This is a genomic window from Guyparkeria halopsychrophila (assembly GCF_044582135.1).
Taxonomy (GTDB): Bacteria; Pseudomonadota; Gammaproteobacteria; order Halothiobacillales; family Halothiobacillaceae; genus Guyparkeria.
Genome location: NZ_JBDODP010000020.1, coordinates 1 through 13,875 on the forward strand (window position 1 = coordinate 1; position 13,875 = coordinate 13,875).

At 64.5% G+C, this 13,875-nt stretch carries 15 protein-coding genes and 1 pseudogene; 3 read left to right on the plus strand and 13 right to left on the minus strand.

Translation table 11 applies throughout. From position 1 onward, the window contains the following. On the plus strand, positions 1-269 hold a 269-nt coding region (locus tag ABGV18_RS09260; RefSeq protein WP_396585778.1), incomplete at its 5' end, for a DsrE family protein. Positions 270-478: 209 nt separating this feature from the next. Then, complete coding sequence (locus ABGV18_RS09265) at positions 479-835, plus strand: hypothetical protein (protein ID WP_396585809.1); 357 nt, start codon at positions 479-481, stop codon at positions 833-835. A 178-nt stretch (positions 836-1,013) separates the two neighbouring features. On the opposite strand, the pseudogene ABGV18_RS09270 reads toward ABGV18_RS09265, so the two are convergent. Next, positions 1,014-1,076, minus strand: a pseudogene (locus tag ABGV18_RS09270) (CbbQ/NirQ/NorQ domain-containing protein); the annotation flags it as partial. A 194-nt stretch (positions 1,077-1,270) separates the two neighbouring features. Here ABGV18_RS09270 and ABGV18_RS09275 point away from each other — a divergent pair. Next, positions 1,271-1,789: a DUF2141 domain-containing protein gene (locus tag ABGV18_RS09275; protein WP_396585779.1), complete on the plus strand. Its 519-nt coding sequence runs from the start codon at positions 1,271-1,273 to the stop codon at positions 1,787-1,789. 87 nt (positions 1,790-1,876) lie between these two features. Here the strand turns inward: ABGV18_RS09275 and ABGV18_RS09280 are convergent, their stop codons facing one another. The 12 genes from ABGV18_RS09280 to ABGV18_RS09335 all read right to left on the minus strand — a co-directional run bounded on the left by ABGV18_RS09280 (position 1,877) and on the right by ABGV18_RS09335 (position 13,835). Further along, positions 1,877-2,722 (minus strand): CbbQ/NirQ/NorQ/GpvN family protein, encoded by an 846-nt coding sequence (locus tag ABGV18_RS09280; protein ID WP_396585780.1) that lies wholly within the window; start codon positions 2,720-2,722, stop codon positions 1,877-1,879. 66 nt (positions 2,723-2,788) lie between these two features. Beyond that, complete coding sequence (locus tag ABGV18_RS09285) at positions 2,789-3,115, minus strand: P-II family nitrogen regulator (RefSeq protein WP_372592505.1); 327 nt, start codon at positions 3,113-3,115, stop codon at positions 2,789-2,791. Further along, positions 3,112-6,246: a DUF2309 domain-containing protein gene (locus ABGV18_RS09290; protein WP_396585781.1), complete on the minus strand. Its 3,135-nt coding sequence runs from the start codon at positions 6,244-6,246 to the stop codon at positions 3,112-3,114. The genes ABGV18_RS09285 and ABGV18_RS09290 overlap by 4 nt, the downstream gene beginning before the upstream one ends. Then, positions 6,243-6,995: a hypothetical protein gene (locus ABGV18_RS09295; RefSeq protein ID WP_396585782.1), complete on the minus strand. Its 753-nt coding sequence runs from the start codon at positions 6,993-6,995 to the stop codon at positions 6,243-6,245. The genes ABGV18_RS09290 and ABGV18_RS09295 overlap by 4 nt, the downstream gene beginning before the upstream one ends. A 1-nt stretch (position 6,996) precedes the next feature. Next, positions 6,997-8,679 carry a proton-conducting transporter transmembrane domain-containing protein gene (locus ABGV18_RS09300; protein ID WP_396585783.1) on the minus strand — a complete coding sequence of 561 codons (1,683 nt, stop codon included), beginning with the start codon at positions 8,677-8,679 and terminating at the stop codon, positions 6,997-6,999. A 149-nt stretch (positions 8,680-8,828) separates the two neighbouring features. Then, a complete protein-coding gene (locus ABGV18_RS09305; RefSeq protein ID WP_396585784.1) occupies positions 8,829-11,180 on the minus strand; it encodes a nitric oxide reductase activation protein NorD in 2,352 nt (783 codons plus the stop codon). A 70-nt stretch (positions 11,181-11,250) separates the two neighbouring features. Continuing rightward, a complete protein-coding gene (locus tag ABGV18_RS09310; RefSeq protein ID WP_396585785.1) occupies positions 11,251-11,628 on the minus strand; it encodes a hypothetical protein in 378 nt (125 codons plus the stop codon). After that, positions 11,625-12,263, minus strand: coding sequence for a ParA family partition ATPase (parA, locus tag ABGV18_RS09315; protein WP_396585786.1), 639 nt, complete (start codon positions 12,261-12,263; stop codon positions 11,625-11,627). Before parA ends, ABGV18_RS09310 begins: the two co-directional genes overlap by 4 nt. 48 nt (positions 12,264-12,311) lie before the next feature. After that, positions 12,312-12,590 (minus strand): 4a-hydroxytetrahydrobiopterin dehydratase, encoded by a 279-nt coding sequence (locus tag ABGV18_RS09320; protein WP_396585787.1) that lies wholly within the window; start codon positions 12,588-12,590, stop codon positions 12,312-12,314. Positions 12,591-12,618: 28 nt separating this feature from the next. Then, positions 12,619-13,029, minus strand: a complete 411-nt coding sequence (locus tag ABGV18_RS09325; protein WP_396585808.1) for a ferritin-like domain-containing protein — start codon at positions 13,027-13,029, stop codon at positions 12,619-12,621. 40 nt (positions 13,030-13,069) lie between these two features. Then, on the minus strand, positions 13,070-13,399 hold the full coding sequence (locus ABGV18_RS09330; RefSeq protein WP_396585788.1) for a BMC domain-containing protein: 330 nt from the start codon (positions 13,397-13,399) through the stop codon (positions 13,070-13,072). A 139-nt stretch (positions 13,400-13,538) separates the two neighbouring features. Continuing rightward, positions 13,539-13,835 carry a BMC domain-containing protein gene (locus tag ABGV18_RS09335; RefSeq protein WP_396580953.1) on the minus strand — a complete coding sequence of 99 codons (297 nt, stop codon included), beginning with the start codon at positions 13,833-13,835 and terminating at the stop codon, positions 13,539-13,541. Positions 13,836-13,875 lie beyond the last annotated feature (40 nt).

The following is a 13,875-nucleotide window of genomic DNA, read 5'->3' on the forward strand; positions in this document are numbered from 1 at the left end:
GTGACGTGCTCGACGCGCATATCGTGGTTATCCTGCACGGCCCGGAAATTCCGTTGTTCACCGCCGAGACGTACGACGAGAACAGGGAGCTGATGGAACGGGCACAGTCGTTGACCGTCGCCGGCAATATCGAGTACCGCCTGTGTGCGGTCGCGGCCGCGCTGCGTGATGTCGAACCCGAGGACGTGCACGGGTTCGTCAAGGTGGTGCCCATGGCCGACGCCGAGATCATCGAATTGCAGCATGAAGGCTATGCCTATATGCAGTGAGGGGTGTTACATGCCACGCACTGCGTCACGGATCGAATCGATTCCCGCATCAGGAAAGGTGGGCGGAATCTGTTGAGCGGCGGCCCCCGCGATGGTTGGAGAACAGATGTGGCCGCCATATGCGCTTTATCCGTACAAGGTTGTGACAAGGAACAGTCATCTGATCGAAGCGGGATCGCTTTGGTCGCAACAAGCGTCAGGAGGACGACATGAAGAAAGGGTATCTACTAGCACTCGCGGCAGTCTCTGCGGCCCTCATCGCAGGCTGTGCGACCAGCCACCAGCCGCCCAATTGGGTGTATGAGGCGTGGTCGAAGCACGACGTGCCGGCCAAGCAGGTGCAGGCCGAGATGCGGGAATGCGGCTATCGTGACGTCGATCGAGCGAACGACTTGTCCGCACGGGAAGCGGCTCAGGCCGAAGCCTGCATGCGGGACAAGGGGTTTGAGTTGGACCTGTCGAGCTACCGACCCAATAACTGCTATGGCAAGGCGCCCTATCTCTGTAAGCGGTTGTGGGGTGGTCGCGCGCCACAGACTGAGCGGGTAATGCCCTCGACCAACTGACCCGAGATCGTAAGTTGATGGTTTGAAGAAAGTTGCCCAGCTGAATCGGCTGGGCATCTTTGGTTCTCGGAATGGTGTTTGATTTCGAAGGGACGTGCTCCCCAGGAGTCGAGTCTGTGTGTGGCGCATGTCCGAACGGACCGGACTCAGGGAGGGGTGTGCGGCTCGGAGGGTCTGCGTAGACGAGCAGGCGGGTAGAGATGGCCTCATCCAGGCCGTGGCCATTGAGCTTCCGCGCCACTGGGCATATCGACTCGTCTGCCCGTCGTGTCTCGGCGATGGAACTGTGTGGGCACGAACACCGTCTGACAGTGTAGATCGTTTCCGCCTGTTCCTTACGTTTGGGTGACTAGCGGAAAATGACTGGGGTTTGCCTTTATTCCGGCGATGGTCCTGTGACATCTGACGATGCAGGCCGGGGCCACGAGGTGGGTTATGAGTGAGTCAGTTGATCAGCAATGCACATTGACCTCCACGGTCGCTGACCTGGCAGGGCGGGTCCCCATGGGCTTGCGGTACATCACCGTGTGTGGCCTGCTGGCGGTGGCGCATCCTCCCGCCATCGCGCTTGCGGAAGAACCTTACGCGGGCATTCATGTGACTATCTTGGATATCCGCAACAGCACCGGCAAGGTGGCCTGCGCGCTCTTCGAGTCGTCAGAGGGATTTCCGAAAGAGTTCGTGAAATCCGCGACCAATATCGGGATGCTGGAAATTAAGGACACGCGGGCGCGTTGCCACTTTCTGGATATTCCGGCGGGGAGGTATGCACTGGCGGTTATTCATGACGAGAATCTGGACGGCGAGCTGGCGACCAACTGGCTGGGGGTTCCCACGGAGGGCTACGGGTTTTCCAATGATGTAACCGCCACGCTGAGTGCGCCTTCATTCGAAGATGCCCGGTTTGAATATGATGGGCGGGATCTGGACATGACGATTAGCCTGAATTACTGATCGATCGGTCCTAACTGAAATCGCCGGCCAGACAGCAAAACGCCCAGCCGATTTGGCTGGGCGTCTGTCGTTGCGGCGGGCGGTTTCTTAGGAGAAGAACGCGGCGACGGCCGAGTCGAGGGTGTCGCGCATGTCCGGGTCGTCGGTGATCGGACGGACCAGGGTCATGGAGCAGGCATCGCGCGGGTCGACGCCCTTGGCGATCAGCTGGCCTGCGTAGACCAGCAGGCGGGTGGAGATGCCTTCGTCCAGGCCGTGGCCCTTGAGATTGCGCGCGCGCTGGGCGATTTCGACCAGCTTGCCGGCGGTGTCGCGGTCGACGCCGGTTTCGTGGACGAGGATCTCGGCCTCGGTCTCCGGGTCCGGGTAGTCGAAGTCCAGTGCGCCGAAACGCTGCTTGGTCGACTGCTTCAGATCCTTCATCAGGTTCTGGTAGCCGGGGTTGTAGGAGATGACGATCTGGAAGTCGGGGTGGGCCTCGACCAGTTCGCCTTTCTTCTCCAGCGGCAGGACGCGACGGTGGTCGGTCAGCGGGTGGATGACGACCGTGGTGTCCTGGCGCGCCTCGACGATCTCGTCGAGGTAGCAGATCGCACCAATGCGGGCGGCCGTGGTCAGCGGGCCGTCCTGCCAGCGGGTGCCGTCCTTGTCGAGCAGGTAGCGACCGACGAGGTCTGAGGCGGTCATGTCCTCGTTACAGGACACGCTGATCAGCGGGCGCTGCAGCTTCCAGGCCATGTACTCGACGAAGCGGGTCTTGCCCGAGCCGGTTGGGCCCTTGAGCATCATCGGCATGCGCGCCTTGTAGGCCGCCTCGTAGAGATTGACCTCGTCGTGGACCGTGCGGTAGTACGGCTCGGTCTTGATGCGGTATTCGTCGGCGTTCGCGTTGCTGTCGCTGGTGCCGTTCTGGGGGGATTGATCAAACAGCATGTTGCACTCTCGTATTCTGGTTGGATGTCTGGGTCGGGGCGACGACCGCCATGTGGCCCGGCGTGATCAGCCCTTGAACTTCACCAGGCGGCTGACCTGGATGTCGGAGATGAAGACCACGCCGCTGTGCTTGTTGAAGAAGGGCGTGAAGCCTTCCAGGATCGGCTCGACGAGTTCTTCGGGTACCGCGGCAATGATCATGATCAGCACCTCGTCCTCGTTGAACATCAGGTGGCCTTCGTGAAAGCCCTGGCTGCCCTTGCCGGAGAGGTTGCCGATGATGGTGTAGCCCTTCACGCCGGCGCGATCAAGTAGGTCGGTGGCGAAGGCCTGGTGCTCGCCCTCGAGGATGATCTCGAGCTTCTTCAACGGTTTGAGGTTCAGGTTGTTCATGCAGGGATCTCCTCCGCAGCAGGTTGATCGGTCGCGTCTTGCTCGGCGGTGGGCAGGGCCTCCTGCCGCCACTCGCCGTCGACGAATCGGTGCAGTCGGCCGGTCTCGGGATCGAGGATCACCGCCAGTACCCAGCCGTTCTTCACCAGGCTCTTGACGCCGGAGACGCCGTCGATCGCCGCGCGGGCGTGTTCGAACGGCGCTTCGATGACCGTGAGCAGGCGTATCGGGTCATGGTACGGCAGGCCATCATAGAGCACCGTCTGCGAGGGCAGGCCGGTGCGCAGGTCGGAGAGGTTGCCGGTGACCACGCCGAGACGGCAGGCGACGTTGTGATAGGCCTTGCTGCCGCTGCCGTAGTGCTCGTTGTCGACCGCCGAGAAGTAGTGTTCCATGTTGATCCACTGGCCGACGACCAGCGGGCCGGTGAGGATGTTCTCGAGCAGTCGACCCTTGGGGTCGACGCGGTAGTCGTAGGACTGCAGGAAGGTGCGGCCTTCCAGATCGGTCGCCTCGGTCAGGTGACGCCGCCCGATGATAAAGCCGGCGTTGCGCGCCAGGCCCCACTCGGGGCGCACCTGGGTCCAGTCGACCGTGTTGCGCTTGGCCTTGCGGGCCGCCTTGACTGCATCGAGTTCCGGCTCGCCGTCCGGCTCCAGGGTCTGCAGGCGTTCGGTGGCGGTGCGGCGCATGCCTGCGCGCAGGCCGTTGCGCAGTCGTTCGAGGTAGACGAGATGACTGGCCGGCAGCAGGTCGAGATCGTGCAGCTTGACCTCGTCGGAGGTGGTGTTGTGCATCGCCGGCAGGAACCAGGCATCGTCGGGGATATCGATGCCTTCGGTGCGCAAGCGGCGGCGAATCTCCGGCTTGTTGCCCATGTGCGCCAGTACCCGTGCGCTGACCAGCCCGTGACTGCCGCCACAGGCGCCGCAGTCCAGCGCGGACTCGTAGGGGTTATTGTCCGACTGGCTGCCGTGGCCGGTGAGGATGATGAAACGCGAGAACTGCTCGGTCAGGCCGATCGAGCGCAGGGCCTGGGCGACGAAGAAGGTCTGCTCGTCGAGCGAGAAGCCGATCCGGCCCAGGCGCTCGAGCTGCATCTGCGCGTAGGAGCGGTTGATGCGGTAGTCGGTCTGCAGCGTCTTGATGAACTTCGATTCGGCGCTCTCGCTCAGGGCGAAATCGCGGGCGAAGCTCGTCTGGCCGACGTGTTTTTCCATCGCCGCCTCGCGCAGTTCGCGAATGGTCGAGTCGGTGATCGCCTCGCGCTCGATGCCGAACTCGTGGTGGATCGCCTTGACGATGATCACGCGCTGCAGGGCACGGACCACCGAGTCGGCCTGCTCGCGGGTGAGCTTGTCGACCATCAGGCGGGTCGAGGGCTTGTCCGCCTCGATCTTGTTTCGCCAGCGGTTGTAGGCCGCCGGGGCGATGGTCTTGCCGATCATGTCGAAGCCGAACAGCAGACCGATCGCCTCGACGGTGAAGTAGGGCGAGAGGACCGAGTGCTTGAGATCGTGCAGCACGTGCTCGGCCGAGGAATACAGGTCGGTATCGAGCTTCTCCGCGCCGGTGGTCACCTCGAGCACGAGGTTCTTGGGCGTGAGCAGGACCGGGCAGAGGTGATCTTCGCTGCCCTTGCCCAGCGCGATGAAGCTGACCGGCACGCCGAAGAAACCGGCGATGCCGTAGGTCTGGTAGTCGCCGATGGTCTCGAGCTGACGGCGGATGCGCTCGGAGCGCACGTCGATGCAGAACAGCATCTGGGCGAACGGGCGCTTCTCGCGCGGTTCGGCGGCCGTCAGACGCAATTTGCCCAGCATCGAGCGGCGATAGGTCGCCTCCATGGCCTCCAGCCACACCATGCCCTCGCGCTTCTCGAAGGCGGCCAGCTCGTCGAGCACCTCGACCAGTCGATCGTGATCCAGGTCGCGGAAGGTCTCCGGCGCACCGGCCAGCTCGGCCAGTTCGTCAAGGGCACGGGCCTGTCGCTCGCCCTCGGCGCGGCGCTTGGTCGGCAGGTAGCGGGTGAGCAGGCTGGCGACCTCGGCGGGCTTGCCGCGCGCGACCACGTCCTCGACCGCCTCGGCGTGGGCCGGCAGTACCCCGCCGGTGAACAGTTCGTGGCGCAGGTAGCACTCGGCCGGGCGCTCGGTGATCAGGGCCTCGAGCGCCTCGCGGTTGCCCGGCATCTTGCGCCGGCGGGCGTGCTCGCGGATCAAGGAGAGGGCCAGCACCAGCCGGATGGCGAGAAAATCGACCAGGTCGGCCGGGTATTCCTGCGCCCAGTGGTAACGGCTGGCGGTCGAGCGCCAGCGGATGAAGCCCGCCCAGCCGTGCATGTGCGTGAGTTCGCGGACGATCAGGTCCTGCCAGACGTCCTCCGGGATGCCCAGCTCATCGAGGATGTAGGCGATGATCCCCTCGGGGGTTTCGCTCTGCACCAGGATCTTCTGGATATGCAGCCCGCGCAGGAACAGGCGCAGGTTGCGGCGCGCCAATGCGCTCCAGGCGGTGAACAGGCCCTGCTCGCGCCCCGGCATCTGCCAGGCCGATTGGCCCTCGTCGAAGAAATCGAGGCAGGTCTTGATCAAGAGTTCGTCGAGCGTCTCGCCGATGCGGGTGCCGTACAGGAGATCCAGTGCCTCGTAGAAGGGACGTTCGGCCGGGAAGCAGCCGCGCAGGCGTTCGGCCAACGTCTCGACATTCATCGACGCCGGCTCGTCGGCACGGTCGTGCAGGGCGGCGGCAACATCGTCGAGATCGGCGACCGTGCGCTTGGTGATCACCGGATCACGTCGCTCGGTCAACAGCGTGCAGAGCAGATCCTGCCCGCCGATCGCCTGCAGGGCTGGGCGCTCTTCGAGCGCGGCGGCCACGCTGGCCTCGAGGGTATCGCGGTCGACGCGGCCCTCGTTGAACAGGCGCTGGTAGTCGGCGCGCGGCAGGAAGCCTCGGCCGTGGAACAACTCTTCGCCACGCTCGACCGCCTCGGGGAAGGGCAGGTCCTCCAACCCGTGCAACGGGTTGTGGTGGATGAAGGTGCGCATCGGCCAGAAATTGGGGATTGGCTCGGCGGCCATGTGCACCATCGAGCGGATCTTCAGACCACGTCCGAGGGAAAGGGTCATACAGCACCTCCTGTCCAGATCAGGCCGGCGGCCACCATCACCACGACCAGGCCGGCGACCAGCCACGTGGTAGAGCGGGGCAGGTCGTCGGCGATCGGGCCGCTACGCGGGCCAAATATCGTGCCTTGCAGCAAACGCGCACCGGCCCAGCTCCATAACAGCCAGGTCAGCAGGATGCCGATGGCGACTCCGAGCGTGGCGCCACTGAGCACGGCCAGCAGGGCGAAGAAGCCCGGGAACAACGGCAGGGCCATCGCCGCGAGGGTGACCACGGCGATCACGCCGGACAGGCGCGGCAGGTCGCGCGCCAGGCCACCGCGCAGGCCGGTGTAGGCCGCTTCCAGCCGACGGGCCAGCGCATCGCGCACCAGCAGCATCAGGACCGGTGCGACCGTCATGGCCAGCGTGAAGGCGATCAGGTCGGACCCGGATGGCCCCTGCATGACGAACAGCCACACCAGCGGCCAGGCGGAACTGGCCAGCATGGCGGCCCAGCGGCCGACCTCGCGCACGGTGAGCATCCGGAAGGCGTAGAAGATCGCGCTTAAGGTCGCCCAGGTCGCCAGCACCGTGCCGGCCGGGGCGAGATCGCCCCACAGGATCAGGGCGACGCCGATCTGCGGCCAGACGATGAACAGTGCCAGACGCGCAAACGGGTTGGTGGTGCCGGCGGCCAGCCGATTGAACACGAGGCTGGCCGGGAACAGCGGCAGGAAGAACGCCGCGAGGATGATCAGCAGACCGGACATATCAACTCCACTTCAACCAGACGTTCAGGCGCTTGGAGAAATCAAGCAGGGTGACCGTCATGCGGTCGTAGACATCGGCGACGTAGAACTCGCGCGAGAACAGCGAATACAGCGTCAGCCGGGCGTTGCCGTGCCCCTCGTCGACCCGTTGACGGCGCACGTTGGTGAGATACGCGCCCATCCAGCCGAGCACCACGATCAGCGCCAGCAGGATCACCAGCATGTCGAAGGTGACCGCATCGATCCCCGCCGCGCTGTAGAGCGAATCGCGGAAGGCGGCATCCGGATAGAGGAAGGTCTCGAAGCTGTGGCCGACGAAGCTGTAACCCACCACGATCAGCGCGAACGAGAGGATGATCAGCGCCATCATCCGCACCGGGTTCTCCGAATCCAGGCGGTGGGTGGCGAACAACACCTGCACACCGGTGATCCAGCCGAAGAACAGCAGCACGATCGCGCCCTGTTTCTGGAAGAAGTCCTCGGCGACCCAGGCGTGGGCCATCACCAGGATGACCAGCGGCACGATCAGCGTCACCGCGCCGATGATCAGCCAGGGCAGACGGGCCGGGGCGGACTTGCGCTCGACCAGGAAGTCGTAGAGCGGGTCGTTGGGCACGCCGTCGTGCTTGCGCGCCGCGCCGATGACGTTACCCGCGCCCAGGAACATGGTGCCCTTGAACAGGCCGTGGGCGATCAGGTGGAAGATCGCAAGGGCGAAGGCGCCCGCGCCGGTCTCCATGATCATGAAGCCCATCTGGCCCATGGTCGAATAACCCAAGGATTTCTTGATGTCGTTCTGCGTGAGCATCAGCACCGAGCCGATCAGCGCCGTGACCAGGCCCACGACGAACAGCAGGTGCAGGATCTCGCCGCTGTGGACGAACACCGGCGCGAAGCGGTTGATGATGATGCCGCCGGCATTGACGATGCCCGCGTGCATCAGCGCCGAGACCGGCGTCGGGCCTTCCATGGTGTAGGGCAGCCAGGTGTGAAACGGGAACTGGGCGGACTTGGCGAACGCCGACAGCGCGACCAGGAACGCCACGGTGCCGGTCACCGGCAGGTTCATGAACGTGCGCACATCGGGCGACTCGGCGATACGCTCGAACAGGGTGGGGAAGTCGAGCACCCCGTAGGCCTGGAACAGGATCACGGCGGCGAGCACCAGCGGCAGGTCACCCAGCCGGTAGGTGATGAACGTCCAGAAGGCGTACCGCTGCGCGTTGGGCGGCTCGGTGTTGTGGGCGAGCAGGAAGTAGAGCACCACGCCGATCAGGTGCCAGGCGATCAACAGGGTGATCAGGTCGCCGGCCATGACCATCAGCAGGATCGAGCCGGTCATCAGGTCGAGCAGCATGAAAAAGCGCCCGTAGCCCGGTTCCTCGATCATGTAGCGGATCGAGTAGATGTGGACCACGAGACTGATGCCGGAGACCACCAGCGCCATGATCGCGCTCAGCGGGTCGAGCTGCAGCCTGCCCCAGCCGTTGGCCAGGCCCATCCATTGCGGCCCGGTATCCCCGGCGATGTAGGCGGTCAACTGGAAGGCGGCGATCACCACCACGAGGAGGTTGATGCCGACACTCAGTCGTGCCACCCGCTTGCCCATCCGGCCACCCAGCAGGTGCACCAGCAGCGCTGCGAGGAAGGGCAGCAGGGGTATCAGCCATTGCAGTTCGATCATCGTCTCACCCTTTACGGTACCGCCGGCTGATGGCCGGGCCGTTCATTCCCGATTGTTGTTATGCCCCCGACCCGTGAGCGGCAGGATGAGCCAGACAGGGGGCGGGTCGAGGGCGCGGCACCATGCCGCGTCGTTCATCGTTGCGTGCGCTACTTGGTCATCGACAGGTACAGCGCCGGCAGTTTCTCCGGCAGGCGCGAGACGTGGTCGAGCACCATGAAGTTCTTGGGCCCGAACACCCGCGAGACGTACTCGTCGGCCTGCGGGTCGAGGGTCACGCAGAAGGTCTCGACCCCCTGGCGGTGCAGTTCCTCGACCGCCTTCTTGGTGTCGTGACGCAGGTACTGCGGATCGCGCACGTCGTTGTCCGAGGGCTCGCCGTCGCTGAGCAGCAGCACGAGCTTGCGTTGGCTGGGACGCTGGCGCATCACGGCACCGGCGTGACGCAGGGCCGCGCCCATGCGGGTCGACAACTGCCCGGTCATGCCGGCCAGGCGCGCCTTGGCCTTGTCGCCGTAGGGCTCGCCGAAGTCCTTGAAGCGGTAATACTCGACGTCGTGGCGGCCGTTGGAATCAAAACCGTGGATGGCGAACGGATCGCCCACCCGGTTGATCGCATCGGCCAGCAGGGTGGCCGCCTCGCGGGCCAGATCGAGCACGGTGGTCTCCTCGTCGCCGCGGCCAATCGCGTCGTTGGTCGACTCGGACAGGTCGATCAGCAGCATCACCGACAGGTCGCGGACCTGCAGGCGGGTGCGGATGCCGATGCGCGGATCGGGCGTCTGGCCCATGCGGATGTCGATCATCGCGTTGACCGCCGCATTCAGATCGATCTGGTCGCCGTCCTCGACCTTCTTCTCGCGCACCACGCCCTGCGGCTGGATGCCCTCGATCAGGTACTTCAGGCGCCGGACCAGCGGCTTGTGGCGCTCTAGGATCGCGTCGATCGACTCGGGATCGCCGTCAACCGGGCGCTTCTCGTTGATGGTGGTCCAATACGGGCGCTCGAGCTGCGACATGTAGTCCCACTCGGAGTAGTGCACCGGCGAGGCCGTGCGGTCCTCGGCAAAAAGGTCGGAGTACTTGCGACCGTGATTGTCGTAGAGCTCGGTGCCCAGCACCCAGACCTCGTCGGCATCCTCGGCGGAGATGTTCTCGATGTCGAGTGAGTTGAGCATCTCCAACAGGGAGACATAGCGACGCTTGTCGTCGATATTGCCTTCACGCTTGATGTCCATTGCCGACTCGGGCTTGTCGAACAAGAAGCGGTTGTCGTCGCGGTAGGGGATGCTGGGCACGTCCTGACTGGGGCTGAAGTGCAGACCCAGTTGCTCGACCCGATCGGCCAGCGCCAGGCCGGCCTGGCGGACGCGTTCGTAGTCCTCGAGGTCCTCGCGGATCGAGGTCACCGCTTCGCGGGCCTGGGCGATCAAGGGATGATCGTCGGCGTAGTTCGGGTCGAGCAGGGCGAGTGCCAATCGGTCGAGCAGCGGGCCGACTCGCTCGGGATCGGTTTCCTCGTGGCGATTGACCGAGATCCGCGCGATGCGCGTCCACAGCGGGGCCAGTCCGGGGAAATCCTTGCCGGCCAGGGTTTCCACGCGCGCGTCTTCCATCAGACCGATGAAGGTCTGCTGGAGCTTGGAGGCGTCTTCGGACTCGGTATCGAAGTCCGAGTAGATCATGTGCGCGGCGGCGTGGGCGGCCGAGGCACGATAGAGATTGACGCCGTCGACCGACGAGTCATCGCGGTCGACGTAGTCGTCGAAGGCATCGGGCAGGTTGATGAACGGCCCCTCGATGAACGGCCGGTAACCCTGTCGGCTTTCGAAGTCGCCCGAGGTGGGGCGCAGCAGGAAGTTGCGCGCCCACAGGGCACGCAGGTACAGCACCAGGCGGCGCTGCACGTCGACGAACAGGGTGCCGCGGCGCTCTTTTTGCAGGACGGCCTCGGCATCGGGGCTGGCCAGACTGAAGTAGGCGTCCAGCGCCTCGAAGTTGGTGCGGTGGGCGTTGATGCCCCAGGTGGCCCAGCGTCGCAGCCCACCCAGGGTCAGCACCTCTAGCAGGTGGTCGAGCTGCGTGAGCATGGGGCGCAGGGCACGTGGCGCCTGCCCCAGGATGTAGTTGACCAGTGACAGGTACTGCTGGAACAGCGAGGCCTCGCCCAGGCGGTTCGCGGCCACCGGGGCGGTGGAGAACAGCAGGGTGAGTACCGCCGCACTGGTCTTGGAGAACATCTTGATCGCCATCGAGAGCAACTCGAAGGCAGCATCGGTACCAAGCTCTCTTGCCACCTGAGGCGTGGCTTCGATGTAGGCGAGGACCAGTTCCTCGCCCCGACCGAGCGATTGCAGGCTGATCGCGCCCTCGAGATAGGCCTCGAGCGCACGCGGCGCGAAGACCCGCGAGGCATCCACCCAATGGATTTCGAGGATCTCGCGTGCGGATTCGCCCAGTTCGTCGAGGCGCTCGTGGTCTTCTAGCCGTGCACTCGTCATGACATCGATCGTGGCTCTGCTTGTGGCAAGGAAGAAAGCGGGCCGGCGTCTGGCCGGCCCGACGGCGGGATCAGTCCGGCCAGACGCGGCGCGGGTGCAGCGGCTGCTCGCCCAGACCCGGGGCCTTCTTCGGCTTGGTGGCCGGCTTGCGGGTGGTCGAGGACTTGGTCGCGCTGCTCGACTTGGCGGCCGGCTTCTTGGCAGTCGTCTTCGTCGACGGTGACTTTCGGGCGGGGGTAGCACGCTTGGCCGGGGCCTTGCGGGCGGTGGAGGTGGACGCCGTCGATTTGCTCGCGGTGTTGCCTGCCGCCGGCGTCTTGCTTGCCGTGCTGCTGGTCGCTGCCGGCTTGGATTCGGCCTTGGTGGTTTGGGTGGTCGCGGTCGGCTTGGACTCGGACTCGGACTCCGACTTCACGCTGGCGCTCAGCTTGTCTTCCAACTTGCTCATGGTGACGTTACCTCGTCGATGATGTTCTCGATTTCGTCCACCGCCGCGCGACCACGGCCGCCAAGCTGGTAGACGCTCACTCCCTCCACGACCGCCGTTCGATAGGCGGCCCGACGGCGGACGGCCGCCGGGAGGACGGGCAAGCCAAGCCCCGCGACGGCATTTTGCATGGCACGGGTCATGGCGCTACGCGGTTCGGTCTGGTTGAGCAACAGAGCCGCGGAAAGGGATTTGTTGCCGCTCTCGCGCGCCTTGTTCACCGCCTTGACGGTGTCGGCACTCGCCCACAGGTCCAGCGGCGAGGGGAGAACGGGGATCAGGACCTGGTGACTGTGAAGCAGCAACTCGATGGTCACGTTCATGTCCAGCGAGGGCGGGCAGTCGACGATCACGTAGTCGCAATGCTGGCGTGCCGCCGCAAGGTTGGCATGGGCATCGTCGTGTTCGTCGAACAGACGGGGCAGGCCCGACTTGGCCTCGCCCCAACCCGACCAGTGGCGTAGGGCACCCTGGGGATCGGCGTCGACCAGACCCACTTCCGCCCGCCGGGCGAGACCGGAGGCCAGGTTGATCGACAGCGTGGTCTTGCCACAGCCGCCCTTGAGGTTGGCCAATGCGATGACGTGTGCGGCCATGGTGTCACCCTCCTTGATGGGGTCAGCCTGCCTGGTTAACCGATCGAGTTAACCCGTTTGGGTGTGCTCGGCCAGCTTTGACGCCTGCTTGGCGAAGCGTACCTCGAGATCGCCGAGCGTCTCCTCGAGCGGAGAGACATTGACGCTGACCTGGGTGCGGTCGAATTGCAGGCTGGGGTGGTAACCCATTTCCTCGGAGATCTCGGCGAGGCGATCGAGGAAATCACGTGTCTGCGAATATTCCTCGAACTCGAATTTGCGGATCAGCATGGGGGGACGCTTCTGGGTCTGCCAGCCGTCCACCTGGATGTCGGTCGTCTCAACCATGTGCGTTCTCCCTGAGAACTCGTGTTGCCTAACCGCCGAGCTGACGGACGTGGCCCAGCTCCTCGTTGAAGAGATGGGCGAAGAGGGCGCCGGTCTCGTTCGGCTGGAATCGCCGGAACCAGTTGGCCGTCTCCTCGTAGAATCGAACGGTCTCCCATTCCTTGGCCCGACCCAGCGCCAGAAGTTCCTCTGGGTCGCGACCGGGTCGGACCGGGTCGAGGGAGAGCGCCGGCGGGGCGAACCCCAACCGCAGCATCTGCCGGGTGACGAGGTCGGCGTGCCCCTTTTCCTCGTCCGACAGGCGTATCAGTTGTTCGGCCAGCGAGTGCTGGCCCCAGAGCGATGCCAACGAGGCACGGGTGGCATGCTGCTGGGCGGATTCCATTTCCAGTTTCAGGGCTCGTCCAAGCAGCCCAATCACACGCGAGTTCGATCGCATGATCACGGTGAAACCCCTCAGAGCATAGGATTAGCGGCGTTTACGCGTCCGTGGAGGGGACGCACCAGGAGGATTCGCAATGGGCGGCATCCTCCGGCAGGATCAACTCGACCTCACCATGCACGCGGGCAATGATGTGGGCGGCCACCAGGCCATCGCCGACGCGTTCGCAGGCATCGGCACCCGCCCGAACGGCGGCGTTCACGGCACCGGTCTCACCGCGCACGAGGACGGTGACGTAACCGCCGCCGACGAACGAGCGGCCGATCAGCCGCACGTCCGCGGACTTGGTCATCGCGTCCGCTGCCTCGATGGCAGGCACGAGGCCGCGCGTTTCGATCATGCCCAGTGCAGTACCGGAATAAGCCATTTGGTGAACCCTCGGGTCGGTCAATCCAACAAGAGCCGTCAGCACTCATGTCTGAACGGCTCCTGATAAAAAATTGGGTTGGCAGACAGGGCCGTGCCACGAGGACACGACCACAGGAGCCTGCTCAAATTACCCGGAATTAGGCGTCCGGGGTCTTCGGCAGAATGTTCTCTACCTCGCCATGTACGCGAGCGATGATGTGGGCGGCTACCAGGCCGTCACCAACACGCTCACAGGCATCAGCGCCAGCGCGAACGGCAGCGTTGACTGCGCCGGTCTCACCACGGACCAGAACGGTCACGTAACCACCGCCGACGAATTGACGACCGACCAGGCGAACCTCGGCAGCCTTGGTCATGGCGTCAGCCGCTTCAATTGCCGGCACCAGGCCGCGCGTTTCGATCATTCCCAGTGCGATACCAGATACATCAGCCATTTGAGTTACTCCCAAGCTTTAGTTAAATCAGTCGGCGACA

What these genes read in the sequence shown, in the direction of transcription:
- ABGV18_RS09265 (WP_396585809.1), top strand. Translation starts at nt 479, where the DNA reads ATGAAGAAAGGGTATCTACTAGCACTCGCGGCAGTCTCTGCGGCCCTC.
- ABGV18_RS09275 (WP_396585779.1), top strand. Translation starts at nt 1,271, where the DNA reads ATGAGTGAGTCAGTTGATCAGCAATGCACATTGACCTCCACGGTCGCT.
- ABGV18_RS09280 (WP_396585780.1), bottom strand. Translation starts at nt 2,722, where the DNA reads ATGCTGTTTGATCAATCCCCCCAGAACGGCACCAGCGACAGCAACGCG.
- ABGV18_RS09285 (WP_372592505.1), bottom strand. Translation starts at nt 3,115, where the DNA reads ATGAACAACCTGAACCTCAAACCGTTGAAGAAGCTCGAGATCATCCTC.
- ABGV18_RS09290 (WP_396585781.1), bottom strand. Translation starts at nt 6,246, where the DNA reads ATGACCCTTTCCCTCGGACGTGGTCTGAAGATCCGCTCGATGGTGCAC.
- ABGV18_RS09295 (WP_396585782.1), bottom strand. Translation starts at nt 6,995, where the DNA reads ATGTCCGGTCTGCTGATCATCCTCGCGGCGTTCTTCCTGCCGCTGTTC.
- ABGV18_RS09300 (WP_396585783.1), bottom strand. Translation starts at nt 8,679, where the DNA reads ATGATCGAACTGCAATGGCTGATACCCCTGCTGCCCTTCCTCGCAGCG.
- ABGV18_RS09305 (WP_396585784.1), bottom strand. Translation starts at nt 11,180, where the DNA reads ATGACGAGTGCACGGCTAGAAGACCACGAGCGCCTCGACGAACTGGGC.
- ABGV18_RS09310 (WP_396585785.1), bottom strand. Translation starts at nt 11,628, where the DNA reads ATGAGCAAGTTGGAAGACAAGCTGAGCGCCAGCGTGAAGTCGGAGTCC.
- parA (WP_396585786.1), bottom strand. Translation starts at nt 12,263, where the DNA reads ATGGCCGCACACGTCATCGCATTGGCCAACCTCAAGGGCGGCTGTGGC.
- ABGV18_RS09320 (WP_396585787.1), bottom strand. Translation starts at nt 12,590, where the DNA reads ATGGTTGAGACGACCGACATCCAGGTGGACGGCTGGCAGACCCAGAAG.
- ABGV18_RS09325 (WP_396585808.1), bottom strand. Translation starts at nt 13,029, where the DNA reads ATGCGATCGAACTCGCGTGTGATTGGGCTGCTTGGACGAGCCCTGAAA.
- ABGV18_RS09330 (WP_396585788.1), bottom strand. Translation starts at nt 13,399, where the DNA reads ATGGCTTATTCCGGTACTGCACTGGGCATGATCGAAACGCGCGGCCTC.
- ABGV18_RS09335 (WP_396580953.1), bottom strand. Translation starts at nt 13,835, where the DNA reads ATGGCTGATGTATCTGGTATCGCACTGGGAATGATCGAAACGCGCGGC.